Annotated in this window: 20 protein-coding genes; 17 read left to right on the top strand and 3 right to left on the bottom strand. The window is 72.5% G+C overall.

The window, feature by feature from the left end; all coding sequences use genetic code 11:
• The first annotated feature begins 30 nt into the window (after positions 1-30).
• From ACFC09_RS35710 to ACFC09_RS35690, 5 genes are all read left to right on the top strand, one after another.
• Complete coding sequence (locus ACFC09_RS35710) at positions 31-975, top strand: fumarylacetoacetate hydrolase family protein (protein WP_376535358.1); 945 nt, start codon at positions 31-33, stop codon at positions 973-975.
• A gap of 17 nt (positions 976-992) precedes the next feature.
• On the top strand, positions 993-1,577 hold the full coding sequence (locus ACFC09_RS35705) for an NADPH-dependent FMN reductase (RefSeq protein ID WP_376535356.1): 585 nt from the start codon (positions 993-995) through the stop codon (positions 1,575-1,577).
• Entirely contained in the window at positions 1,574-3,214 is a 1,641-nt protein-coding gene (locus ACFC09_RS35700; RefSeq protein WP_376535354.1) for an MDR family MFS transporter, read from the top strand. Before ACFC09_RS35705 ends, ACFC09_RS35700 begins: the two co-directional genes overlap by 4 nt.
• The gene (locus ACFC09_RS35695) at positions 3,211-3,642 is read left to right on the top strand and encodes a heme-binding protein (protein ID WP_376535352.1); all 432 of its coding nucleotides are present in this window, start codon (positions 3,211-3,213) and stop codon (positions 3,640-3,642) included. Before ACFC09_RS35700 ends, ACFC09_RS35695 begins: the two co-directional genes overlap by 4 nt.
• 225 nt (positions 3,643-3,867) lie before the next feature.
• Positions 3,868-5,397 carry an MFS transporter gene (locus ACFC09_RS35690; RefSeq protein ID WP_376535350.1) on the top strand — a complete coding sequence of 510 codons (1,530 nt, stop codon included), beginning with the start codon at positions 3,868-3,870 and terminating at the stop codon, positions 5,395-5,397.
• Between the two features lie 291 nt (positions 5,398-5,688).
• Here the strand turns inward: ACFC09_RS35690 and ACFC09_RS35685 are convergent, their stop codons facing one another.
• Entirely contained in the window at positions 5,689-6,702 is a 1,014-nt protein-coding gene (locus ACFC09_RS35685; protein ID WP_376535348.1) for a helix-turn-helix domain-containing protein, read from the bottom strand.
• Positions 6,703-7,496: 794 nt separating this feature from the next.
• Between ACFC09_RS35685 and kdpF the strand changes: the two genes are divergently transcribed.
• From kdpF to ACFC09_RS35655, 6 genes are all read left to right on the top strand, one after another.
• Complete coding sequence (gene kdpF / locus ACFC09_RS35680) at positions 7,497-7,586, top strand: K(+)-transporting ATPase subunit F (RefSeq protein ID WP_016434100.1); 90 nt, start codon at positions 7,497-7,499, stop codon at positions 7,584-7,586.
• 8 nt (positions 7,587-7,594) lie between these two features.
• The gene (gene kdpA / locus ACFC09_RS35675; protein ID WP_376535346.1) at positions 7,595-9,259 is read left to right on the top strand and encodes a potassium-transporting ATPase subunit KdpA; all 1,665 of its coding nucleotides are present in this window, start codon (positions 7,595-7,597) and stop codon (positions 9,257-9,259) included.
• A gap of 32 nt (positions 9,260-9,291) precedes the next feature.
• On the top strand, positions 9,292-11,391 hold the full coding sequence (gene kdpB / locus ACFC09_RS35670) for a potassium-transporting ATPase subunit KdpB (RefSeq protein ID WP_376535344.1): 2,100 nt from the start codon (positions 9,292-9,294) through the stop codon (positions 11,389-11,391).
• Positions 11,392-11,396: 5 nt separating this feature from the next.
• A complete protein-coding gene (locus ACFC09_RS35665) occupies positions 11,397-12,104 on the top strand; it encodes a potassium-transporting ATPase subunit C (protein ID WP_376535342.1) in 708 nt (235 codons plus the stop codon).
• Positions 12,105-12,236: 132 nt separating this feature from the next.
• Positions 12,237-12,917: a response regulator gene (locus ACFC09_RS35660; protein ID WP_376535340.1), complete on the top strand. Its 681-nt coding sequence runs from the start codon at positions 12,237-12,239 to the stop codon at positions 12,915-12,917.
• A gap of 1 nt (position 12,918) precedes the next feature.
• Positions 12,919-15,465 carry a DUF4118 domain-containing protein gene (locus ACFC09_RS35655; RefSeq protein ID WP_376535338.1) on the top strand — a complete coding sequence of 849 codons (2,547 nt, stop codon included), beginning with the start codon at positions 12,919-12,921 and terminating at the stop codon, positions 15,463-15,465.
• Between the two features lie 19 nt (positions 15,466-15,484).
• On the opposite strand, the gene ACFC09_RS35650 is transcribed toward ACFC09_RS35655, so the two are convergent.
• Positions 15,485-16,051: a universal stress protein gene (locus ACFC09_RS35650; protein ID WP_376535336.1), complete on the bottom strand. Its 567-nt coding sequence runs from the start codon at positions 16,049-16,051 to the stop codon at positions 15,485-15,487.
• A gap of 553 nt (positions 16,052-16,604) precedes the next feature.
• Here ACFC09_RS35650 and ACFC09_RS35645 point away from each other — a divergent pair.
• From ACFC09_RS35645 to ACFC09_RS35625, 5 genes are read left to right on the top strand one after another with little or no spacing between them, the layout of a single operon-like run.
• Complete coding sequence (locus ACFC09_RS35645) at positions 16,605-16,874, top strand: acyl carrier protein (RefSeq protein ID WP_376535334.1); 270 nt, start codon at positions 16,605-16,607, stop codon at positions 16,872-16,874.
• 17 nt (positions 16,875-16,891) lie between these two features.
• The gene (locus ACFC09_RS35640; RefSeq protein WP_376535332.1) at positions 16,892-18,100 is read left to right on the top strand and encodes a beta-ketoacyl-[acyl-carrier-protein] synthase family protein; all 1,209 of its coding nucleotides are present in this window, start codon (positions 16,892-16,894) and stop codon (positions 18,098-18,100) included.
• Between the two features lie 23 nt (positions 18,101-18,123).
• Positions 18,124-19,335: a hypothetical protein gene (locus ACFC09_RS35635; protein ID WP_376535330.1), complete on the top strand. Its 1,212-nt coding sequence runs from the start codon at positions 18,124-18,126 to the stop codon at positions 19,333-19,335.
• The gene (locus ACFC09_RS35630) at positions 19,332-20,261 is read left to right on the top strand and encodes an acyl-ACP desaturase (protein WP_376535328.1); all 930 of its coding nucleotides are present in this window, start codon (positions 19,332-19,334) and stop codon (positions 20,259-20,261) included. Before ACFC09_RS35635 ends, ACFC09_RS35630 begins: the two co-directional genes overlap by 4 nt.
• A 22-nt stretch (positions 20,262-20,283) precedes the next feature.
• A complete protein-coding gene (locus tag ACFC09_RS35625) occupies positions 20,284-21,474 on the top strand; it encodes a beta-ketoacyl-[acyl-carrier-protein] synthase family protein (protein ID WP_376535419.1) in 1,191 nt (396 codons plus the stop codon).
• A 78-nt stretch (positions 21,475-21,552) separates the two neighbouring features.
• On the opposite strand, the gene ACFC09_RS35620 is transcribed toward ACFC09_RS35625, so the two are convergent.
• Complete coding sequence (locus tag ACFC09_RS35620) at positions 21,553-23,742, bottom strand: MMPL family transporter (RefSeq protein WP_376535326.1); 2,190 nt, start codon at positions 23,740-23,742, stop codon at positions 21,553-21,555.
• Positions 23,743-24,028: 286 nt separating this feature from the next.
• Here ACFC09_RS35620 and ACFC09_RS35615 point away from each other — a divergent pair, with 286 nt between their 5' ends.
• Positions 24,029-25,270: a ThuA domain-containing protein gene (locus ACFC09_RS35615; protein WP_376535324.1), complete on the top strand. Its 1,242-nt coding sequence runs from the start codon at positions 24,029-24,031 to the stop codon at positions 25,268-25,270.
• Positions 25,271-25,403: the final 133 nt, after the last annotated feature.

Raw genomic sequence — 25,403 nt, 5'->3', positions numbered from 1 at the left:
GACCCCACTCATGGAAAGTCTTCGCGCCCCGTGAAAATCGCCTCGCGCCGGACGCCCTTCGGCGACCGCCTCTGCTTCGCCGACGTCGTACCCGGCCACCTCGTCGACATCCAGGCCGCCTCGGTCCGCCGGGCGGAGACAGCCGGCGTCCACCGGGACGACGCCCTGGCCCGCTCCCGGCACGTCGTCCTCGGCGACCTGCCCGCCCTGCTCCAGGTCGACCCGGACCTCGGTGAGATCCGCCGGGTGCACGACTGGGCCGTCGACCACGCCGGCACCGGTGAACTCGACGCCGACTGCCTGTGGTCCGACGAGCCCGCACGACTCGGCACCCCGCTCGGGCGACCGCGCACGGTCTGGCTGATGCTCGCCAACTTCCCACGCGGCGCCCGGCCCGGCGCGCAGCAGCCGCCGCGGGGCGAGCGCCCCACCATGCGGGGCTGCCTGAAGTCGGTGAGCGCCCTGGCCGGCCCCCGCGACGACCTGCTCCACCCGGCGATCAGCAGCAAGGTCGACCCGGAGGTGGAACTCGGCGTGGTGGTGGGCCGCCGCTCCCGCCACCTCACCCAGGCCGACGCCCTGAACGCCGTGGCCGGTTACGTGCTGTTCTGCGACTCCGGTTCCCGGGACGTGTCCGAAGTGGACGGCGGCCGCATGGACCGCGCCAAGGGCTTCGACACCTACGGGATCACCGGCCCCTGGTTCGTCACCCCCGACGAGATCGCCGACCCCTACGACCTGCCCATCCGGCAGTGGGTCAACGGCGCATTGCGCCAGGAGGGCAGCACCGCCCAGATGTTCCACACCATCCCCGAGCAACTGGCCTGGCTCACCGAGGCGATCACCCTGGCGCCGGGCGACGTGCTGTCCACCGGCACCCCGCCGGGCCACGGGGCCGTCGAGCCGGGCGACCTCGTGCGCGGCGAGATCGAGGGGCTCGGAGTCATCGAGAACAAAGTCGTCCTCGACGACTGAGACACGGAGGGTCAGCAGTGACGCAACCGCAGCTTCAGATCATCGTCGGCAGCACCCGGCCCGGCCGCCGCGGCCTGCCCATCGCCACCTGGTTCCACGGCCTGGCGGTCAAGCACGCCGGATTCGACGCCCGGCTCGTCGACCTCGCCGAGGTCGGGCTGCCGCTCCTCGACGAGCCGCGTCCGCCGCAGCGCGGCCGGTACGAGCACGACCACACCCGCCGCTGGAGCGAGACCGTGCGCACCGGCGACGCGTACGTCTTCGTGGTGCCCGAGTACAACCACAGCTACAACGCGGCCACCAAGAACGCCCTCGACTACCTCGCCCGTGAATGGGCCGGCAAGCCGGTAGCGTTCGTCGGGTACGGCGGGGTCGCGGCCGGCGCCCGCGCCGTGCAGGCGCTGCTGCCCGTGGTGGCCTCACTCGGCATGGTGCCGCTCTCCGGCAGCGTGCACATACCCTTCGTACGGACGTCGATCACCCCCGAGGGCCGGTTCGAGTCCGCTCCCGGTCTCGACGAGAACGCCACCGGAGTGATCGACGAACTGCTGCGGCTGACGACGTCACTCGGAGCGGCCCGGACCACCCCACCGGTCGGATGAGCGCGCACCCGGCCACGGAGTCCGCGGGCGAGCCGCCCGAGGACGCCCGCGGCCCGCGGATCGCCGTCAGCCAGAAGGTGGCCGTCGGGGTCGTGTACGTGGCCGGGCTGTTCCTGAGCACGCTCGACATGACCATCGTCAACGTCGCCCTGCCCACCATCGGCCGCGCCTTCGACGTCCCCGCCACGGCCGTCGACACCGTCTCCATCTCCTACCTGGTCAGCCTCGCCGTCTTCGTCCCCGTCTCCGGCTGGCTCGGCGACCGCTTCGGCGGCAAACGCACCCTGCTGACCGCCGTCGCCCTGTTCACCCTCGGCTCCGCACTGTGCGGCACGGCCACAGGGCTCGGCCAACTGGTCGCCTTCCGGGTCCTGCAAGGCATCGGCGGCGGCATGCTCGCCTCCGTCGGCATGGCGATGCTGCTGCGCACCTTCCCGCCCGAGGAACGGGTGCGCGCCTCCGCCGTACTCAGCATCGCCAACGGCCTCGCCCCCACCATGGGCCCGGTACTCGGCGGCATCCTGGTGACCCACGTCTCCTGGCGGGCCATCTTCTACGTCAACGTCCCCATCGGCGTCCTCGCCGTCCTCTTCGGCCTGCTCTGCCTGCGCAACGAACCGGCCCGGCCCGCCGAACGGTTCGACCTCGGCGGCTTCCTGCTCGCCGCGTCCGGCTTCGGACTCCTCATGTACGGCATCTCCGAAGGGCCCGAACAGGGCTGGGGCACCGCGCCCGTGACCGCCGCCCTCGGCTGCGGCGCCGTCCTGGCCGCCGGGCTGACGGCCGTCGAACTGCGCAAACGGTCACCGATGCTCGACCTGCGGCTGCTGCGGGACCGGCTGTTCGCCGCCGGCACGACCGTGCTGACCATGCAGACGGTGACCTTCCTCGGCGCCCTGTTCACCCTCACCCTCTACCTCCAGGACGAACGGGGCATGACCCCGATGGCCGCCGGCCTCACCACCTTCCCCGAGGCCGTCGGCGTGGTCACCGGCTCGCAACTCGCCAGCCGGGTGCTCTACCGCAGGCTCCGGCCCCGCCGGCACCTGATGCTCGGCACCGGCGCCACCTGCGTGGTCATCGCCGCGATGGGGCTGTTGCTGCGCGCCGACACCGGCGGGTGGCTGATCGTGCTCCTGCTGTTCGGCATGGGCCTCGCCGTCGGACAGGTCTTCGTCGGCACCCAGTCCGCGTCCTTCGCGACGGTGTCGTCCTGGTCCTCCGGCCGGGCCTCGACCCTCTTCAACGTCGGCCGCAGGCTCGGCGGGGCCGCCGGAGTCGCCCTCGCCACCACCGTCCTGGTGACCGCGGGCACCACGGGCCCGCGCCCCTCCCCGGGCATGTCCGGCTACCACGCCGCCTTCCTCACCCTCGCCGCCGTCAACCTCCTCGGCCTGTACGCGGCCACCCGCGTCAACGACGAGGACGCGGCGAGCACGATCCCCCCTTCCCCGAGCGGCACCCGCCAGAACGGACCCGACGACCAGGCCGACAACACACCGGACCAAGAACACCGACAAGCCGACGAACAAGCCGACGAACAAGCCGACGAACGAGAACCCGGCAACGAACCCGGCAACGAACCCGACAACGAACCCGACAAGAAACCCGAGAAGGAGAAGGAGCCTCAACGATGAGCACACTGACCCTGAGCCAGGCGTCCGAGATCGTGGACGCGGCCCTCAGCCAGGCCCGCGAACTGGGCCTGCGCCCGCTGGCCGTCACCGTCCTCGACCCCGGCGGCCACCCGCTGGTGGTCAAGCGTGAGGAGACCGCGGGCATCCTGCGCCCGCAGATCGCCCACGCCAAGGCATGGGGCTGCCTCGGCACCGGCCAGGGCGGCGCCGCCGGTGCCCGCCACGCGACGCGCGACCCCGCGTTCTTCGCCGCCCTGGCGGCCATCTCCGAGGGCCGGATCGCCGCCTCCAAGGGCGGTGTGCTGATCCGCGACGCGGACGGCGTGCTCCTCGGCGCGGTCGGCGTCAGCGGCGACCGCCCCGACAACGACGAGGCCGTCGCGGTCTTCGGCGTGCAGAAGGCGGGCCTCACCGCCGACGCCGGCTGACGACCCCCGCCACCTCGGCGCCCGCACTCCCGGCCACCGGCCCGGGAGCCACGGCACAGGGGCCGGGACCGCAGCCCGTGCGGGTCCCGGCCCCCTATCGGAAACGGATGTAGCTCCCCCAGCAAGAGCCGCATTCCCCGGGGGCCGCACACCTCGCGTGACAGCCGCCCCCACGGCATCGAACTCCCTTTTGAAGATGGCCGACGGGAAAAACAGAGGTACACCATGGCAAAGACGCCGGAAGACCTCGGCACACCAGCTGAAACACCCGGGAACAAGGGACGTCCCGGTACCCCCGAATCCGCCCAGCTCAGCAGCAGGCACCGTGCTCAGGCCCTGGCCGTGTGCATCGCCGCCGCCTTTCTGACCCTCCTCGACGTGAGCATCGTGACGGTGGCGCTGCCCTCCATGGAGCACCATCTGCACCTGTCGTCCTCGCAGGCGACCTGGTCCGTCGCCGGGTACACCCTCACCTTCGGGCTCGTCCTGGTCCCGAGCGGCCGACTGGGCGACGAGTTCGGCCGCAAGAAGATCTTCCTCATCGGGATGGTGCTGTTCACCGTCACCGGCGTGCTGTGCGGGGTCGCGCCCGACGCCACCTGGCTCGTCGCGGCGCGCCTGGCCCGGGGCGTCGCGGCCGGCCTGGTCGCACCCCAGGTGGTCGGGCTGCTGCACCAGATGTACCAGCGGCGGGAACGCGGGCGCGCCTTCGGCTACTACGGCGCGAGCGTCAGCCTCTCCACCGCCATCGGCCCGCTCCTGGGCGGCATCATCCTGCGGAACTTCGGTGACGCGGATGGCTGGCGCTGGATCTTCTTCGTGTTCATCCCGCTCGACGTGGTGGCACTGCTGCTGGCCGCGCGCCTGCTGCCCGAGGGCCGGCGCGGCGCCCGGCGCCGCGGACTCGACCTGGTCGGCACCGTGGTGCTCGGCCTGGGTGTCACCGGCGTGATGCTGCCGCTGCTACAGGGCGGGGCGTGGGCCGAGCGCCGCTGGTGGCTCGCGGCCTGCGGGATCGCCCTGCTGGCCGTCTTCGTCCGGTGGGAACGCTCCGTCACCCTCCGGGAACGGCAGCCCCTGGTCGACCTCTCGCTGTTCCGCGAACGCACCTACTGGGTCGGCACCCTGGTCGCCGGAGCGCTCTACGGCGGATTCACCGGCATCTTCATCGTCGTGGCCCAGTTCCTCCAGCAGGGCCTGCACTACTCACCGCTCAAGGCGTCCCTGTGCACGGTGCTCTTCACGGTCGGCTCCGCGGCCTGCGGCGTCGTCACCGGCCGTCTCGTGCACCGCATCGGCCGCCCGCTGGTCGTCGTCGGCACCGCCATGACCGCCGCCGGGCTCGCGGTGACCGCCCTGGTGGTCGGTGCTTCCGGCCCGGGGGACAACATGTTCCTGCGGATGGCCCTGCCGCTCCTCGTGGCCGGCTGCGGCGCCGGGTTCGTCATCGCGGCCAACCAGACGCTCGCCCTGCAAGGGGTGCCGCGCCGGGACGGCAGTACCGCGGCGGGTGTCTACCAGACCGGCATGAAGATCGGCACCTCGCTGGGTACGGCACTGGCCGGCTCCCTGTACTTCAGCAAACTCCTCGCCACGCACGGCGACTTCGCCACCGCGGCGCGCACGGGTCTGCTGGGCGCGGCGGCCGTCGCCACCGTCGCCTTCGTGGTGGCCCTGCCCGGCCTGACCATCCCCGGCCGGCAGGACGCGACACCGCGGGTGCCCGTCCTGGAGGAGGCCGAGTCCGCCAGGTGAGCCGGGCGACCGGAGGGCGCCCGCACCCCGGGCGCCCTCGGCGCGGGACCACCTCCGCGCCGGCCTCCTGGGCCTGCGGGGTCACCTCCGCGCGGGCCCTCTGGGTCTGCGGGACCACCTCCGCGCCGGCCTCCTGGGCCTGCGGGGTCACCTCCGCGCGGGCCCTCCGGATCTGCCGCGGTCACCTCTACGCCGTCCCTCCAGGTCACCCCGAGCCACCCCGTGCACCGGCCGGGACTGATACGGGTCGCCGAACACGCCCTCGGCGACGAGGTGGAACCCGCCGGTGGATCAGCGGTCGTGGACTTCGCCGCGCCCCCCTGTTGACCGCGGCGCCTGGCTGATCGCCCGGTACTCGCTCGGCGTCAGACCGACGGAGGTACGGAAGGCACGGGTGAAGTCGGACGGCGCCGGGTATCCCCAGCGCGCGCCGATGACCGCGACGGGCACCGTGCGCTGCGCCGGGTCCGCCAGATCCCGTCGGCAGCGGGCGATGCGCTGCTGCCGTACGAACTCGCCGAGCGTCGTGCCGTGTTGCTGGAATATGCGGTGCAGATAGCGGGTCGAGATGAAGTGCGCCGCTGCCACCGTGCCCGGCTTCAGACCGGGGTCGTGCAGATGAGCGGCGATGAAGGCGCCGATCTGCTGGAACAGCGCGCCCTGCCGGGACTCGGCCGGGAGCAGGGCCTGCCGGCCGCTGTGGTGGGCGAGCAGGGCCGCGGCGAGATCGATCGCGGTGTTGCCGAGCCGGGCGGTGTCAGCCGGAGTGAGATCGCCGTGCGTCTCCACCAGGCCGTTGAGCATCAGGCCGAGCAACCGCCCGACGCCCGACCCCGAGTCCAGCGCCGTACCGCACAGCGGCGCCACGTCCTGCTCCGGCAGGGGCATGAGTGTCCTGGGGAACTGGAGCAGGACGGTCCGGGTGCCGGAGGACTGCGGGCCCGAGACGGCGGTGAACGGCCGCGAACTGTCGTACAGCACCAGTTCGCCGGGACCGAGCGCGACACTCGACCGGGCCTGCTCGATCCGCTGGTGTCCGGCCACGGTCAGCCCGAGCTGGTACTGCTCGGGATCGGACTGCCGGATCAGCCGGGCGGTGCGCCGGGACGACAGCGGCGTGTAGGACATGACCGACAACTGGACCGGGCCGAGTGGCAGGGTCTGGATCTGGGCGCTCACCTGATCGGGTTCGTGGACCAGGAAGCGGATCAGGGTGTTCACCAGCGCGAGGCCGGTGACCTCGGCCCACGCCGCGGTCCGCTCGGCGGGCCGCAGCCGGGCGGTGTCCAGCACTGTGGTGAGCATTCCCCTCCCCCGGTGATGCCGCATGGGAGCGTACGCCGGGAGCGGCCCCGCCCGCCACGGGGGTGCCGCGGTCCGCGGGGTCCCCGGACAGTGCGCTGTGCGCCAAGCCGAGTGCACTCCTGGCCGATGAGGCGACCGGTGCCCGGATGTCAGGCTGGGCGCGGCACGGGGGTGCGGCACGGGGGCCGCGAGCCGGGCGGCGCGGTCGCTTCCGCGCCGCCCTCACCTGCCGGTGTGCCGACCGCGTCGTCGGCTGTGTCGTCGGTTGTGTCGTCGGTTGTGTCGTCGGCCGGGCCGTCCGCCGGGCCGTCCGCCCGGCCGCGTCAAGACGGTGTCAGGACCGACGCGTTCCGCACGCACACCTCCTGCGGTGGCTGCGGTGCCGTCCGGTGCCCACGAAGCCCGCCCGCCCGGACGACGGCCCGCCGAACGCCTTCGCTCTGGATGCCGACCGCGGGGTCGGCCGGCCGGGCAGCGCTCGCCTTCGCCCAGGTCCGCGCGCCGTACGCCGCATCACGCCGGACCGTCCGATCGCTGTGAGGCAGGTCACCGAAAGTCATGGCGGACCGGCCACCGGCGGCCCGCGGCCGTAAGGGGCCCGTCAAAGCCGAGCGGGCCGCCGTATGAGAGCTGTCAACGCGCGACCGGAACCGGTCACTCAGGCGTTTTCCTCGAACGGTCCGATTCAACCGAACCTCATTCCAGGAGTTCGCGATGGCCGATGTGGCCTTCGTCGTCACCACGATCGCGCTGTTCGCGCTGGTGGCCCTTGTCGCCCGGGGGGTGGCGAAGCTGTGACCGCTGAGAACATCGTCGGTCTTGTCGTGGCCGTTGCCCTGCTGGGTTATCTCGTCCTCGCCCTGATCTTCCCGGAGAGGTTCTGAGAACAGACATGGGTCCGGTACTCGCGGGCGTGCTCCAGTTGCTCGCCCTCATCGGCGCGCTGGCGCTCGTCTACATCCCCGTCGGCAACTACATGGCCCGGGTCTACTCCTCCGACCGGCATCTGCGCGTGGAGAAGTGGATCTACAAGGGCATAGGCGCGAACCCGAACACCGAGATGACCTGGCCCGCGTATCTGCGCGGTGTCCTCGCCTTCTCGGCGATCAGCGTCTTCTTCCTCTATCTGCTGCAACGGCTCCAGGGCATCCTGCCCGGTTCGCTCGGCTTCTCCTCGGTCAACCCGGCGCAGTCGTTCGACACGGCCGTGTCGTTCGTGACCAACACGAACTGGCAGTCGTACTACGGCGAACAGACCATGGGTCACGTCGTGCAGACCGCCGGTCTCGCCGTGCAGAACTTCCTCTCCGCCGCGGTCGGCATGGCCGTCGCGGTCGCGCTGGTGCGCGGCTTCGTGCGCTCGCGCACGGGTGAACTCGGCAACTTCTGGACCGACCTGGTGCGCGGCACGCTGCGGATCCTGGTGCCGATGGCCGCCGTCGCCGCGGTGATCCTCGTCGCCTGCGGGGCGATCCAGAACTTCTCCGGCATCCACGAGGTCGGACAGTTCATGGGCGGGTCGCAGCAGTGGAACGGCGGCGCGGTCGCCTCCCAGGAGGCAATCAAGGAACTGGGCACGAACGGCGGTGGCTACTTCAACGCCAACTCGGCCCACCCGTTCGAGAACCCCAGCCCGTTCTCGAACCTCTTCGAGATCTTCCTGATCCTCATCATCCCGTTCTGCCTCACCCGCACGTTCGGTGTGCTGGTCGGCTCGGTGAAGCAGGGTTACGCCATCCTCGCCACGATGTTCACCATCTGGCTGGGCTTCGTGGCCCTGATGATGTGGACCGAGTTCGCCCACCACGGCCCGGCGCTCCAGGCCGCGGGCGGGGCGATGGAGGGCAAGGAGGTCCGCTTCGGCATCGGCGGCTCGTCGATCTTCGCGGTGTCCACGACGCTCACCTCGACCGGCGCGGTGGACTCCTTCCACTCCTCGTTCACCGGACTGGGCGGCGGCATCACGATGCTGAGCATGATGCTCGGCGAGATCGCGCCCGGCGGTACCGGTTCCGGCCTCTACGGCATCCTGATCATGGCGATCATCGCGGTCTTCATCGCCGGTCTCATGGTCGGCCGGACACCCGAGTACCTGGGCAAGAAGATCGGCTCGCGGGAGATCAAGCTCGCCGCCTGCTACATCCTGATCACCCCGGCGCTGGTCCTGGTCCTCACCTCGATCTCCATGGCGCTGCCGACCCCGCCGCACTCGATGCTCAACTCCGGTGCGCACGGGTTCTCCGAGGTGCTGTACGCCTTCACGTCGGCGGCGAACAACAACGGCTCGGCCTTCGCCGGTCTGAACGCGAACACCGACTGGTACAACACCATGACGGGCGTCGCGATGCTGCTGGGCCGCTTCCTGCCCATGATCTTCGTCCTCGCCCTGGCCGGCTCGCTCGCCGAGCAGAAGCCCGTGCCGGTCACCGCCGGCACCCTGCGCACCGAGAAGCCGCTGTTCACCGGCCTGCTGGTCGGCGCAATCCTGATCATCACCGGCCTCACCTACTTCCCGGCCCTCGCGCTGGGTCCGCTCGCCGAAGGGCTGGCGTCGTGATGGCCACTCGTACACAGAAGTCAGAGGACTCCATGTCCACAGCCACTCCCACCAGGGCGCCGCACAGCGACGTACCCACCGGGCACAAGTCCGCCGAGGGCCGTGTCGGAGCGGGTCTGTTCGACCCCAAACAACTGCTCAAGTCGCTGCCGGAGGCGTTCCGCAAGCTCGACCCGCGGGTGATGATCAAGTCGCCCGTGATGTTCGTGGTGTGGGTCGGCTCCCTGCTGACCACGGTCTTCTCCTTCAAGGATCCGGGTGACTGGTTCGGCTGGGCGATCAGTGCCTGGCTGTGGTTGACGGTGGTTTTCGCGAACCTGGCGGAGGCGGTGGCGGAGGGTCGTGGCAAGGCGCAGGCGGACACGCTGCGCAAGGCCAAGACGGACACGGTGGCCCGCCGTGTCGTGGGTGGTGCGGAGGAGCAGGTGCCGGGTACCGAGCTGCGGATCGGTGATCTGGTGGTCTGTGAGGCGGGTGAGGTGATTCCGGGTGACGGTGATGTCGTCGAGGGCGTGGCGAGTGTCGACGAGTCGGCGATCACGGGTGAGTCGGCGCCGGTGATCCGGGAGTCGGGTGGTGACCGTTCGGCGGTGACGGGTGGGACGAAGGTGCTGTCCGACCGGATCGTCGTGAAGATCACGACGAGGCCGGGTGAGACGTTCATCGACCGGATGATCGGGCTGGTGGAGGGTGCGGCGCGGCAGAAGACTCCGAACGAGATCGCGCTGAACATCCTGCTGGCGTCGTTGACGATCGTGTTCCTGCTGGCGTGTGCGACGCTGCCGCCGTTCGCGGACTTCGCGGGTACGCATCTGACGATGGTCGTGCTGGTGGCGCTTTTGGTGTGTCTGATCCCGACGACGATCGGTGCGCTGCTGTCGGCGATCGGTATCGCGGGGATGGACCGGCTGGTGCAGCGCAATGTGCTGGCGATGTCGGGGCGTGCGGTGGAGGCGGCGGGGGATGTCTCGACGCTGCTGCTGGACAAGACGGGGACGATCACGCTGGGCAACCGGCAGGCGGCGGAGTTCTTGCCGGTGCGGGGGACGACGGAGGCGGAGGTCGCGGACGCGGCGCAGTTGTCGTCGCTGGCCGACGAGACGCCGGAGGGCCGGTCCGTCGTGGTGCTGGCGAAGGAGCGGTACGGGCTGCGGGAGCGGCATCAGGGTGAGCTGGTGAACGCCGAGTGGATCGCCTTCACCGCGCAGACCCGCATGTCGGGTGTCGACGTCGACGGCCGCAAGGTCCGCAAGGGCGCGTCGGCCTCGGTGATCGCCTGGGTCCGTGACGAGGGCGGCACGGTCGCCGAGGACGCGGACAGCACGGCGAGCCGCATCTCCGCGGCCGGCGGCACTCCGCTGCTGGTCGCCGTGAAGGACGAGCACGGCGCCCGGGTCCTGGGCGTCATCCACCTCAAGGACGTCGTCAAGGACGGTATGCGGGAGCGGTTCGGGGAACTGCGCCGCATGGGCATCAAGACCGTCATGATCACGGGTGACAATCCGCTGACCGCCAGGGCGATCGCCGAGGAGGCGGGTGTCGACGACTTCCTGGCGGAGGCGACGCCCGAGGACAAGATGGCGTTGATCAAGCGGGAGCAGGCGGGCGGCAAGCTGGTCGCGATGACGGGTGACGGCACCAATGACGCGCCGGCCCTCGCGCAGGCGGACGTCGGTGTGGCGATGAACACGGGGACGTCGGCCGCCAAGGAGGCCGGCAACATGGTCGACCTCGACTCCAACCCGACCAAGCTCATCGAGATCGTGGAGATCGGCAAGCAGCTCCTGATCACCAGGGGTGCGCTGACGACGTTCTCCATCGCCAACGACGTCGCGAAGTACTTCGCGATCATCCCGGCGCTGTTCGCGGCGGTCTACCCGGGCCTGGACAAGCTGAACATCATGCGGCTGTCCTCGCCGGACTCCGCGATCCTGTCCGCGGTGATCTTCAACGCGCTGATCATCATCGCGCTGGTGCCGCTGTCCCTGCGCGGGGTGCAGTACCGGCCGGTCAGCGCCGACAAGCTGCTCCGCCGCAACCTCGGGATCTACGGCATCGGCGGCCTGATCGCGCCCTTCATCGGCATCAAGATCATCGACCTGCTCATCTCCCTCATCCCCGGAATCGGCTGATCGCCATGAACAACTCCGTCTCGAACACCGTCCGGCTGCTCGGTGCGGGCCTGCGCGCCCTCCTCGTGCTGACCCTGGTGACCGGCGTCATCTACCCGCTGGTCGTCACCGGCATCGCCCAGGGACTGTTCAACAACAAGGCGAACGGCTCCGAGATCAAGGTGGACGGCAAGGTCGTCGGCTCCGCCCTGATCGGACAGTCGTACAACCTGCCGCTGAAGAAGGGTCAGGAGACCCCCGACGCGGACCTGAAGTGGTTCCAGGGCCGCCCGGCGAACGGGCTCGGCAGCAACAGCATCAACACGCAGTACAAGCTGCTGCTGTCGGGCGCCACCAACCTCGCCGCGGACAGCGGCGCCGTGCACGGCACGTGCCCCGCCAAGCCGGCGGACGGCACGCTCTGCGCCCAGGTGGTCGCCGCCAAGGAGGCCGTGGTCAAGGACAACTCGGTCCCGGGCTACACCGTCGAGCCGTCCGACGTCCCCGCCGACGCGGTCACCTCGTCCGGCTCGGGCCTCGACCCGAACATCTCCCCGGCCTACGCCGAACTCCAGGCGCACCGCGTCGCCGAACTCAACCACCTCTCCGTCGCCCAGGTGGACCAGCTGGTCAAGGACCACACCACCGGCCGCACCCTCGGCTTCATGGGCGATCCCCGCGTGAACGTCCTCGAACTCAACATCGCGCTCAAGGACCTCGTGGCCGGCAAGTGACGGCCTTACGCGACGCACGCGGGAGCCGGCGGCCCGGGAGACCTCCCGGTTCCGCCGGCTCCAGCCCCCCTGCGCAGGCCGCCACGCGACCGGCGCGCACGGCCCCAGGCAGCACAGGAGAGGCAGGCGCTCATGACCCGGGTGCTCGTGGTGGAGGACGACCCGCAGCTCGTACGGGCCCTCGTCATCAACCTGGAGGCACGCCGGTACGGCGTGGACGCCGCGCCCGACGGGGCCACGGCCCTGCGGTTCGCCGCCGCGCGCCAGCCCGACGTGGTCCTGCTCGACCTCGGTCTGCCCGACATGGACGGCGTGGACGTCATCAGGGCGCTGCGCGGCTGGACCCGTGTGCCGATCCTGGTCCTCTCCGCCCGCCAGGCGTCCGACGAGAAGGTGTCCGCGCTCGACGCGGGTGCCGACGACTACGTCACCAAGCCGTTCAGCATGGACGAGCTGCTCGCCCGGCTGCGGGCCGCCGTCCGCCGCACCGAGGACGTACCGCCGGCCCCCGAACGCCTGGTGGAGACCGAGCACTTCAGCATCGACCTGATCGCCAAGAAGGCCGTACGGGACGGTAGGGACGTACGGCTGACGCCGACCGAGTGGCACCTGCTGGAGATCCTGGTGACCAACCCCGGCCGGCTGATCACCCAGAAGTACCTCCTCCAGGAGGTCTGGGGCGTGTCGCAACGCAACAAGACCAATTATCTGCGGGTCTACATGGCGCAGTTGCGCCGCAAACTGGAACGGGATCCCTCCCACCCGCGCTATCTGATCACCGAGCCCGGCATGGGCTATCGCTTCGAGGGGTGACATGGCACGCGGCAAGCTCCGCATCTACCTCGGTGCGGCCCCCGGCGTCGGCAAGACCTACGCGATGCTGTCGGAGGCGCACCGCCGCACCGAACGGGGCACCGACTGCGTGGTCGCCGTCGTGGAACACCACGAACGGCCGCGCACCAAGGTGATGCTGCACGGCCTGGAACAGGTGCCGCGCCACGAGATCCGTTACCGGGACAGCACGTTCACCGAGATGGACGTGGACGCGGTCCTCGCGCGCCGCCCCAGGGTGGCGCTCGTGGACGAACTGCCGCACACCAACGTCCCCGGCTGCCGCAACGCCAAGCGCTGGCAGGACGTGGAGGAAATGCTCGCCGCCGGGATCGATGTGATCTCGACGGTCAACATCCAGCACCTGGAGTCGCTGGGTGACGTGGTCGAGTCGATCACCGGCGTGCGGCAGCGCGAGACCGTGCCGGACGAGGTGGTCCGCCGCGCCGACCAGATAGAGCTGGTCGACATGTCGCCGCAGGCGCTGCGCCGCCGCATGGCGCACGGCAACATCTACCAGCCCGACAAGGTGGACGCGGCCCTGTCGAACTACTTCCGGCCGGGCAACCTGACGGCGCTGCGGGAGCTGGCGCTGCTGTGGGTGGCCGACCGGGTCGACGAATACCTCCAGCAGTACCGCAGTGAGCACCGGGTCTCGAAGATCTGGGGCTCGCGGGAGCGGATCGTGGTCGGCCTGTCCGGCGGACCCGAGGGACGCACCCTGCTGCGCCGCGCGGCCCGCCTGGCCGAGAAGGGCGCGGGCGGCGAGGTGCTCGCCGTCTGCGTCGCCCGCAGCGACGGCCTCACCACCACCGCCTCCCCGAAGGAACTGGGCGTCCAGCGCACCCTCGTCGAAGACCTCGGCGGCACCTGGCACCAGGTCGTCGGCGACGACGTCCCGGCCGCCCTGCTGGACTTCGCCCGAGGCGTGAACGCCACCCAGATAGTGCTCGGGGTCTCCCGCCGCCGGAGCTGGCAGTACCTCTTGCGACCGGGCGTCGGCGCCACGGTCGCCCAGGAGTCGGGGTCCGACCTCGACGTCCACCTCGTCACCCACGACGACGTGGGCAAGGGCCGCGGGCTGCCCGTGGCGCGCGGCGCGCTCCTTGGCCGGTCCCGGGTCATCTGGGGCTGGCTCGTCGGCGTGCTCGGCCCGGTCCTGCTGACCTGGCTCCTGGCGGGCGCGGCCCCGCAGATCGGCCTCGCCAACGACATGCTGCTGTTCCTGTCGCTGACGGTGGCGGCGGCCCTGCTCGGCGGGCTCCTCCCGGCCCTCGCCTCGGCGGTGGCCGGCTCCCTGCTGCTCAACTGGTTCTTCACCCCGCCCGTGCACACCCTGACCATCTCCGACCCCGCGAACATCGTCGCCATCGCGATCTTCGTGTCGGTCGCCGCGTCCGTGGCGTCGGTGGTGGACCTCGCGGCCCGGCGCACCCACCAGGCGGCCCGGCTGCGCGCCGAGTCCGAGATCCTGTCCTTCCTCGCCGGCAACGTACTGCGCGGCGAGAACACCCTGGAGGCCCTGCTGGTACGGGTCCGGGAGACCTTCGGCATGGAGTCGGTGGCCCTGCTGGAGCGGACCGGCGAGACGGCGCCCTGGACCTGCGCCGGCAGCGTCGGACCCGGACCGGCACCGAACCCGGAGGACGCCGACGTCGACGTACCGGTCGGCGACCACATGGCGCTGGCCCTGCGCGGCCGGGTGCTGCCCGCCGCCGACCGCCGGGTGCTCGCCGCGTTCGCCGCGCAGGCCGCCGTCGTGCTGGACCGCCGACGCCTGAAGCACGAGGCCGACCGGGCGAAGGCGCTGGCCGAGGGCAACCGGATGAGGACCGCGCTGCTCGCCGCCGTCAGCCACGACCTGCGCACTCCGCTCGCCGGGATCAAGGCCGCCGTGTCCTCGCTCAGGTCCGACGACGTGGAGTGGTCCGAACAGGACCGGGCCGAGCTGCTGGAGGCCATCGAGGAGGGCGCGGACCGGCTCGACCACCTGGTGGGGAACCTGCTGGACATGTCCCGGCTGCACACCGGCACCGTGACGCCCATCATCCGGGAGACCGATCTCGACGAGGTCGTGCCCATGGCGCTCGGCGGGGTGCCCGAGGACAGCGTGCACCTGGACATCCCCGAGACGCTGTCGATGGTCCACGTCGACCGGGGGCTGATGGAGCGGGCCGTCGCCAACATCGTCGAGAACGCCGTCAAGCACAGCCCGCCCGACGTGAAGGTCCTGGTGTCCGCGAGCGCCCTCGCCGACCGGGTCGAGGTACGGGTCGTGGACCGCGGGCCGGGCGTGCCGGACGAGGCCAAGGACCGTATCTTCGAGCCCTTCCAGCGCTACGGCGACGCGCCCCGCGGTGTCGGCGTCGGCCTCGGCCTCGCGGTGGCCCGCGGCTTCGCCGAGGCCATCGGCGGCACCCTGCACGCCGAGGACACGCCCGGCGGCGGCCTCACCATGGTGCTGGCCGTACGCATGGCACCGCGCCGCCGTCCCGCGCGGCCGGACCTGCCGGCGGCAGCCACCTCCTGACGGCCGGCCCGCCGGCGCCTCAGGCGTCCGGCGGGACGGACTCGAACTCCCGCGCCAGATCACCGGTGTCCAGCCGCAGCCGCCACGCGTTACGGCGGTGCACCGCCGCCAGCGCCGCCTCCAGCGGGGACGGCGGCACCGCGAGGACCGGACAGCAGGCACGCGCGACGCACTGGCGGCTGACCGAGGGCCACAGCGCGCGGTGCAGCCGCCCGCGCTGTCCGGCGCCCACCACGAGCAGGTCGCCGTCCCGGTCGGCGACGGACACCAGCACCGGTCCGGGGGCGCCCCGGACGACGAGCGCCTGTCCGGGCAGCCCTGGGTCCGTGCCGCCGAAGACCTCGCGCAGCGCGCGTACGAGCCGCTCCCGGGCCAGCCGTTCCCAGTCCTCGCCGAGCAGCGCGGACGCCGGTGACCTGCGGTCCGTCAGCTCCGCGCCGGGCGGCTCCCAGGCCAGCACCGGCCAGAGTTCGGCTCGCCGGCGGCGCGCTTCGTCGGCACCCCGGCCCAGGGCGGCCAGACTCCCCGGAGAGCCGCTCACACCTACCACCACGCGAGCGGCTGAGGGCGGGCGGGATTCGGACATCACATCCACCGTTCTGCGCACGTCGGCCGGTGCCTCCGGCCGACGGAACTCCTCGGAAACCCTCCCCAGTCCACCTCCGCGCCCCGGCTTCCCACCACCCCGCACCCCACTTCTTGGCACCCTTCTGACGACCGCCTCCCCGGCCGCGGCCCCAAGCTCACGCGCGTGTGCCACGCCGCCACGCCGGGTCACCGCCGCGGGGCGCGGAGCCCTCGGGGCGGGCGTGCGCGGCAGGCTCCGTGTTCCTGCTCGCGGCCCGGGAGTTCGCCCCGGCACACCTTCGTGGCGGCACCGGACGACGGGAGGATGCCGCGGCCGCCACAGCAAGATCATCTCGACCGTGGACGGATGTCCCTCGTAAGGGTCAACTAAAGGTCCGGCGGGCCTTGATCAACGTCGTGACGTCATGCAGGGACATAATCTCGGACTCGACTCACTGAGGCGGCCGCTGCCGCCTCGCCCCCCTTTGCATGCGGATCTCTGACGGCCGTCCGGGCGGCCGTTGCCGGTGCACGTCGTGGCCACGGTCGACACTGCGAAGAAGGAACCCTGAATGTACGACACGCTCGCGAAGCTGCTGGCGGAGGAATTCGGTATCGAGAAGGACCGGATCACCCCGCGGTCGACAAGCCGTGAGCTGGAGCTGGACTCGTTGAGCATGGCCGAGTTGGCGGTCATCGTGACCGACCTGACCGGGGTGCGCCTGGAGGACGTGGACCTGTCCCTGGACCTGACGCTGGGCGAGATCGCCGACCGGTTCGAGGCAGCCCTGCGCGCCTCGGACGGTCTGCAGGTGGCCGGCTCCGCCGCGCCGACGTGGTGAGGCGGAGCCGAGACCGGGTGGCCGTCACGGGCGTGGGTCTGGTGAGCGCGGGCGGCGTCGGTGCCGAGCCGACCTGGGGTGCCGTCTGCGCCGCGGTGGGACGGGCGCAGCGCGCACCCGAACTGGCGGACGAGCCCGTGGACATGGTGTGCCGGGTCGGGGGATTCGACGGTGACGCCCTGCTGGGGCGGCGGCTGGCGCGGCGGATGGACCGTGCGACGCAACTGGGTGTGGTCGCCGCCCGGGAGGCCGTGGACATGAGCGGCCTGGCGTCGGGCGGGGTCGCGGCGCACCGGTTCGGGGTCGTGATGGGGGCGGGCGGCACCGGCGTGGCCGACGTCGTCGACGCCCAGGAACGCCGGCGGGCCGGCCGGGCGGCGACGATCTCACCCATGGGGCTCGCCCGCTCCCTGCCGAGCGCCTGCGCGGCCGAGATCGCCCTGGACCGCGGCGCAGCCGGCCCCGGCTTCGCGACCTCGGCGGGCTGCGCGTCCGGGCTGATCGCCGTCGGCACGGCCATGGAACTGCTGCGGTCCGGGGCCGTGGACGTGATGCTGGCCGGGGGAGCCGACTGCCTGCTGCACCCGGTGACGCTCGCCGCCCTCGGGCAGATGGGCGTGCTGGCGCGGCGGGCCGCCCGGCCGGACGCGGCCGTGCGGCCCTTCGACGTGGCACGCGACGGGTTCGTGGCGTCCGAGGGGGCCGGTGTGCTCGTCCTGGAGACCGCCGCGCACGCGCGGGCGCGCGGGGCCCGGGTGCTCGCCTGGCTCGCCGGATACGGCGCGGCGGGCGACGCCCACCACATCGCGGCCGTGCACCCCGAGGGCAGAGGCGGCGAACAGGCGGCGCGCACCGCGCTCGCCGACGCCGGATGGGCGGCCCGCGACATCGAGCACGTCAACGCGCACGGATCGGCCACCGAGGCCGGCGACCGGGCGGAGGCGCGCTGGCTCACCCGGCTGCTGCCGCACCGGCCGGCGGTGACCGCGTCCAAAGCCGTCCTCGGGTACGCCGGAGCGGCCTCCGGCGCGACCGAAGCGGCCCTGACGGTACTGGCCGTGGCCCGCCGCCTCGTCCCGCCCACGGCCAACCACGAGCAGCAGGAACCCGGCATGGACCTGGACGTCGTCACGGGCGGCCCCCGCGGCGTACGGCTGCGGAAGGCACTGTGCGTCTCCACTGCCCCCGGCGGCCAGAACAGCGTCCTGGCCGTGGCAGCGGACTGACCTCCCGAGAGAGCTTCATGAAAGTGATCAGCACGGATTCGTCCGTGCAGGCGCGGGCGACCCGGCTGCTGCTGGGGCTGCGCCGCGCCCCCGACCCGTACGAGGTCTACGACCGCCTGCGCGAGCTGGGCCCGGTGCTCCCCGTACCGGCCCTGCGCACCGTGGTGCTGTGCGGTTACGACGTCTGCCGGCACGCGCTGCGCTCCCCGGACTTCCGGGTGCCGGATCCCGCCTGGCGGGATCTGCACACACCCGGCTGGCGCCGCCATCCGTCGGCGGAGCAGTACGCCGCCAGTCTGCTCAACACCAATCCACCCGGGCACCAGGCCCTGCGGAGCCGGTCCGCCGCGCTCGTGAGCCGGCCCGCGATCGGCGCCCTGCGGTCCACCGTCCGGGAGTTGGCCGACGACTGCGTCGGCAGGCTGGCGTCCGCGGTGTCCCGGGAGGGTGCCGCGGACGCCGTCCGGCACCTGGTGCTGCCGCTGCCGGCCCGCGTGCTGTGCGCACTGCTCGACCTGCCCGACGACGACGCCGCGTACCTCGCCGAACTGACCCTGCGCAACCAGATGGTCGGTGAACTGTTCCCCACCGAGGCGGACTTCGAGGGCGCGGACCGCGCCCTCGCGGAGTTCGAGAGCTACGTCCGGGCGCTGCGGCGGGGAACCGACCCGGGCGGTGCCCGGCCCGCCTGGGCGCGGGTCAGCCCGGCCGAGTGCGGGCTGCTGCTTCAGGCCGGGTTCAGCACGACGTTCGCGCTGCTGGGCACCGCGATGCGCGAACTGCTCAAGGACGACGGCGCACTTGCGGCCGCCCTCCTGGCCCGGCCCGAGCTGATCCCCGACGCGGTCGAGACCTGGCTGCGCCGCCGTCCGCCGTCCGCCATGGTCAGCCGGATCCCGAGCCGCGACATGGTCCTGGCCGGCGTCCCCGTCGCGGCGCAGACCCGTCTGCTGGTCCTCATCGCCGCGGCCACCCGTGACCCCGCCGCGGTCGGCACTCTCTCCTTCGGCCACGGCCCCAAGTACTGCCTCGGCGCCCACCTGGCACGGCTGGAGGCGGTCGCCCTCGTCCGGGCCGTGCTGCCGTACGCCGTCACCTGGCGGCTCCCGGGTTCCCCGCCGCCCACCGCCGGATACGTCATGCCCCAGTTACGGAGCCTGCACATCACCGCGCGGCGGGCGCCCGTACCTCCCGGCCCCGCCCGGGACCGACGGGAACCGGACCCACCGAGATGACTGCTGCCCCCGACATCCTCGCCGCACTCGAACCGAGCGCCGAACGGCTGCTGAAACGTCACCTGACCGCGGCCCCGGAGTGGCTGCCCCACACGTACGTCCCCTGGAGCGCGGCCACCGACTACGACGGGCCGCTGGACGGCGAGCCGTGGACGGCCGCCCAGTCCCGGATCGACGCGGCGGTGCAGGACGCCCTCGTCGTCAACCTCCTGACCGAGGACAACCTGCCCAGCTACCACTTCGAGATCGCCACCCGGTTCGGCCGGGACCGGGCGTGGGGCGAGTGGGTGCACCGCTGGACGGCGGAGGAGGACCGGCACGCGCACGCCCTGCGCTGCTACCTGCACGCCACCAGGGCGATCGACCCGGTCGCCCTGGAACGGCAGCGCATGCGCACCATGACCACCGGCTTCCGCAGCGACCAGCCCACCCCGCTGCACGCCCTGGCCTACGTCCTGGTGCAGGAACTGGCCACCCGCGAGGCGCACCGCAACGCGGGCGCGGCCTGCGCGGACCGGCCGGGCCGGCTGCTGATGACCCGCATCGCCGCGGACGAGAACCTGCACATGATCTTCTACCGTGACCTGTACGCCGACGCGCTGGACCTGGCGCCGGACCACGCGACGGCGGCGCTGGCCGACGTGATCTGCGACTTCCGGATGCCCGGCACCGTCATCCCCGGCTTCCAGCGCCGCGCCCTGCGCATCGCCGCCGCCGGCATCTACAACCTCGACGTCCACGTCGACCACGTACTGCGGCCCCTGCTGCGCACCCTGCGCGTCGCGACCCGGACGGACCTCGGACCCGAGGGCGAACGGGCCCGTGACCGCATCGGCCGGCACCTGGAGCGGACGAAGGCCACCGCGGAGCGCTTCCGCACCCTGTACCAGCGCATGGAAGGAGGCGGCCGTGCCGCACACACGTGAGGTCGCCGTCACCGGCATCGGCATGATCACACCCGGCGGCGCGACGGCCGAGGAGACCTGGCGCGCCGTCTGCGAAGGCCGCAGCCTCGCGCGCACCGACCCCCGGCTGGCCGGTCTGCCGGTGGACATCGCCTGCCGCATCGACGACTTCGACCCGGTCACCGTGTACGGCCGCCGGCTCGCCCGGCGTCTGGACCGCTTCGCACACCTCGCCCTGCACGCGTCCCGGCAGGCCGTCGTCGACGCCGAACTCGACCCCGAGCACTGGCCGCGCGAACGGGTGGGCGTCATCCTCGGCGTCGGCGGCAACAGTCTGGAGACCTACGTCCGGGAGTTCACCCTGCTCGGCGAGGGCCGCCCCACGGCCGTCTCCCCGGTGGCGCTGCCCCGCAGCGTGCCGAACATGGTCCCCGGCGAGGTCGCCATGGACCTGGGGATCCACGGGCCGAGCTTCAGCGTGGCCAGCGCCTGTGCCTCCGGCGCCACGGCCATCGGGGTGGCCCGGGACCTGCTGCTCGCCGGTGCCTGCGACATCGTCCTCGCGGGCAGCGCGGAATCCGGTGTCTCCCGGATGCCGGTCACCTGCTTCGCCCAGATGACGGCCCTCTCCCGGCGCCTGGACGACCCGGCCGCCGCCTGCCGCCCCTTCGACGCCGACCGGGACGGCCTCGTGCTCTCCGAGGGCGCGGCCGTACTCGTCCTGGAACGCCCCGACGCGGCCCGCGCCCGCGGCGCCCGGGTCCGGGCCCTGCTGCGCGGCTACGGCAGTACCAGCGACGCCCACCATCCGGTGGCACCGCACCCGGAAGGGGCGGGCGCGGAGCGTGCGCTGCGCGCGGCACTGGCCGACGCCGGCTGCACCCCGCGCGACGTCGACCACGTCAACGCCCACGGCACCTCCACACCGGCCGGTGACCGCGCCGAGGCGCTGGCCCTGCTCCGCACCTTCGGCGGCACCCCGCCGCCGGTGACCGCGCCCAAGGGCGTCCTCGGCCACGCGCTCGGTGCCTCCGCCGCCGTCGAAGCCGCGCTGACCGTACTGACGTTGCAGCACCGGCACATCCCGCCGACCGCGAACCTGCGTCGCCAACTGCCGGGCCAGGAACTCGACATCGTCACCGGTGAGCCCCGTCCCGCGGAGGTCGGCGTCGCCGTCTCCAGCTCGTTCGGCTTCGGCGGCCAGAACACCGTCCTGGTGCTCGGCACGCCCTGACGCCGCGCGGACGAACGCGTCCGCGACGGCCGCACGGCCAGGCGCGCGCCCCGTCCGGGCCGCGCACCTGGCCGTTTCCTATTTCCCCTGGCCCTCGGCCACGGCCAGGGCGTGGTCCGCCTCGGCCCGCAGGCCGTCCGGTGGCGGCCCGCTCGCGCCGGACGGCCGGGCGCGGCGCAGGGTCGGAGCCCACCAGTTCGCCGGGCCGAGAGCCGCCATGACCGCCGGGACCAGCACGCCGCGCACGAGCAGGGCGTCGACGAGGGCGGCGACCGCCACACCGACGCCGACCAGCTTCAGGCTGCTGACCCGCGACGTGACCAGGGCCACCGTGGAGACCGCGACGGCCGCCGCGGCGGAGGTCATCAGCCGGCCGGTGCGCGCGATGCCCCGGACGATGGCGAAGGTGTTGTCGCCGGTGCGGTCGTGCTCCTCCCTGAGCCGGCCGAGCTGGAAGACCTCGTAGTCGACCGACAGGGCGAGCGCGATGGCCAGCGTGAACAGCAGCAGCGAGGCGTCCAGCGCACCCGTGACGGAGAAACCGGCCACCAGGCTGCGGCCGTGGCCCAGTTGGAAGACCAGCACGAGCGCGCCCGCACTCGCGCCGAGGCTGAGCACGGCGACCACCAGGGCCTTGAGCGGGGCGACCAGGCTCCGGGTCAGCAGGACCAGCAGGACCACGAACGCGGCCGCCAGCAGGCAACCCACCCTGGGCAGTGCCGCGCACACCGCGGCGACGGTGTCGGTGATCTCGGCGGCGCGGCCACCGACCAGGGCGACACCGGGCACCTGCCGCACCGCGCGCACGAGCCGGGCGGCCCGTTCGCCGCCGGGAGCGTACCGGGCGGCCACGACGAACACGGCCTGCGCCGAACGCGTCGCGGCGGCCGTCGGCGTCGGTACCGTCCGTACCCCGGCCACCCCCGGCAGCGCGCGCAGCCTGCTCGCGTAGCGTTCGCGTGCGCGCCGGGCGTCCCCGGTGGCCGGGGGCAGGTCGGCGACGACGGACAGCAGCCGGTCGGGCGGATGGTCGAAGCCGGTCTCCAGACGGGCCGCGGCGGCGGCGGCCGGAGCGGACGCGGGCAGGACCCGCTGGTCGATGACGCCGAGGTGCACCCGGCTGAACGGCAGGGCGAGGACGAGCAGCACCACGCCGGCGGCGGCCCCGCAGAGCAGCGGCCGGGCGGTCACCCGCCGGGTCACCGACTGCCAGAACCTGCTCGGCTCGCCCAGCCGGCACCGGCGCAGCCCGCGCAGCGGGTCACCGCGATGCAGATGGGGGCCCAGCAGGGTCAGCAGGCCGGGCAGCAGGAACAGTGCCGCCAGGGCCGACAGCACCGTGACGACGATCCCGGCCAGGGCCAGGGCCCGCAGCAGCGGTGAGGGGACGACGAGCGTGGCCGCCAGGCAGGCGGTGACCGCGGCGGCGGAGAAGACGACGGAGCGTCCGCTCGTCCGCCACGCGGTGCGCAGGGCCCGTACCGGCGTCGCACCGTACGCCGTCTCCTCCTGGTAGCGGGAGAGCAGGAACAGGGTGTAGTCGACGGCCAGGCCGAAGCCGATGGCGGAGGCGGCGTTGACGGCGAACACCGACACGTCCGTGACCCTGGCCAGCAGGCCCAGTACGGGGATGGTGCACACCACCGCGCAGGCCGCGACCAGGACCGGCAGCAGCGCGCACACCAGTGAGCCGTAGGCGATGAGCAGCACCAGCAGCACGGCCGGCGCGGCCAGCAACTCGGCCCGCAGCAGGTCCCGTTCGCACTGTGCGTCGATCTGGGCCGTGAGCCACGCCGAGCCGCTGATCTCCAGCGTCGCCGGCGCGGCGGCCGCCCGTACCGCCGGCGCGATCCGCTCGGCGGTCCGTCCCCGCCGGCGTTCGTCGCCCGCCAGGTCGGCCGTGACCAGCAGCGTCCGCCCGTCGCGGGAGCGCAGCCACGTGTCACCCGAGCCGGCGAAGGAGGCGACCGCGTCGACGCCCGGGGTGTGCGCCAGCAGCGACGCGACCCTGCGGTCCGCCTCGGCGAGGCGTGCCGTGGACGCGGCGGCGGACCCCGGGCCCGCGGACACCGCGAAGACGACGTCCGGGCGGGGCAGACCGAGCCGGGCGGCCCGCCGTTCGGCGCGTTCCGCCTCGGTGCCCGTGGCCAGGGTGCCCCCGGATCCCAGCATCTCGAAGGCCGGCACGATCTGCAGCGCGGCGATCACCAGCACGGACAGCGCACACAAGAGCGTCGCCCACGCCTGTCTGCGGCTCTGGTCAAGCATCCGTCCGTCACTCCCGCCTCGGCACATCGACCCTTTCACCACAGGGGCCAACGAGACCGTGGCGCGCCGGGCATGGTTTTGCACGGAATCCACCGCGGATGGGGGTCAGTTGGCGGCACGAGGACCGACGGGAGCACCCGGCGCGGAAGCGGAAACGTTCAGCCCGGACCTCGGTTCCCCGTCGCGGGCCAGTAGGTCTGGACCATTGACCTGGACATGGCGATGCGGCTATGGAATGCAGTGCACGGGCGCATGTCCCCGTCCCGTATCCGAGGAAGGGCCTCACATGTTCAGACCCCGCACCACCCGCCGTTGGTCCCGGACCCTGTCACGGTTGTTCGCGCTGTTCGCCGTAGTGCTCGGCCTGCAGACGGTTCCGGCGCACGCGGCGCAGGCCGCGCCGGCCTTCAAGGTGCTCGCCTTCTACGACGGCACGTACGACGCGGCACACATCAGCTTCGTCCACGAGGCCAACACCTGGTTCCCGCAGGCCGCCGCGCAGTACGGCTTCTCGTACACCTCGACCAACGACTGGAACCAGCTGAACACCGCCAACCTGGCCAACTACCAGGTGGTCATGTTCCTCGACAACTACCCGCACACCGCCGCGCAGCAGTCGGCGTTCCAGACCTACGTGAACAACGGCGGCGGCTTCTTCGGCTTCCACGTCTCCGCCTTCAACGCCGACAGCGGCGACTGGCCCTGGTACCACAACACCTTCCTGGGCACGGGCACCTTCCAGACCAACACCTGGGGGCCGACCGCCGAGACGCTCAGGATCGACGACCCCGCCCACCCGGCCACGGCGGGCCTGCCGGCCACCATCGCCTCCTCGGTCAGCGAGTGGTACAGCTGGCAGTACGACCTGCGGCAGAACCCGGCGATCGACATCCTCGCGTCGCTGGACGCCTCCACCTTCCCGGTCGGCACGGACCCCAACCAGTCCTGGTACAGCGGCTACTACCCGATCGTCTGGTCCAACCACAACTACAAGATGATCTACGCCAACTTCGGCCACAACGCGATGGACTACTCCACCAACACCCCCTTGTCCTCCACCTTCGCCAGCGCCCAGCAGAACCAACTGCTCATCCAGGGCCTGCGCTGGCTGGGCGGGCAGTCGGGCACGACCCCGCCGCCGGCCGCCACCGGACCGATCCACGGCTACGGGGGCAAGTGCGTGGACGTGGCCGGCGCGAGCAGCGCCAACGGCACCGCGGTGCAGCTCTACGACTGCAACGGCTCCGGCGCGCAGAACTGGACGGTGGCCGCGGACGGCAGCCTGCGGGCGCTCGGCAAGTGCATGGACATCACCTCGGGCGGCACCACGAACGGCGCCCAGGTGCAGCTCTACGACTGCAACGGCTCCGGCGCCCAGCGGTGGCAGCCCGGCACGGCCGGCTCGCTGGTGAACCCGCAGTCCGGGAAGTGCCTGGACGCCACCGGCCCCAGCTCCGCCAACGGCACCCGGTTGCAGATCTGGTCCTGCACCGGCGCGGCCAACCAGAGCTGGACCCTGCCCGCCTGACCGGTGGGGAGCAGGGCACGGCGCCACCTCCCCGGCAGGGGAGTGGCCGGGGGGGCGGGGCGCGCCGCCGGCGGGCGCGGCCGCGCCCCGCGGGGCCGGCCCCCCCCCGCCCCCGGCCGCCCCGGGGCGGGCG

This window comes from Streptomyces sp. NPDC056161, from assembly GCF_042268025.1.
Classification (GTDB): domain Bacteria; phylum Actinomycetota; class Actinomycetes; order Streptomycetales; family Streptomycetaceae; genus Streptomyces.
This window is presented reverse-complemented; position numbering and strand designations above follow the sequence as displayed.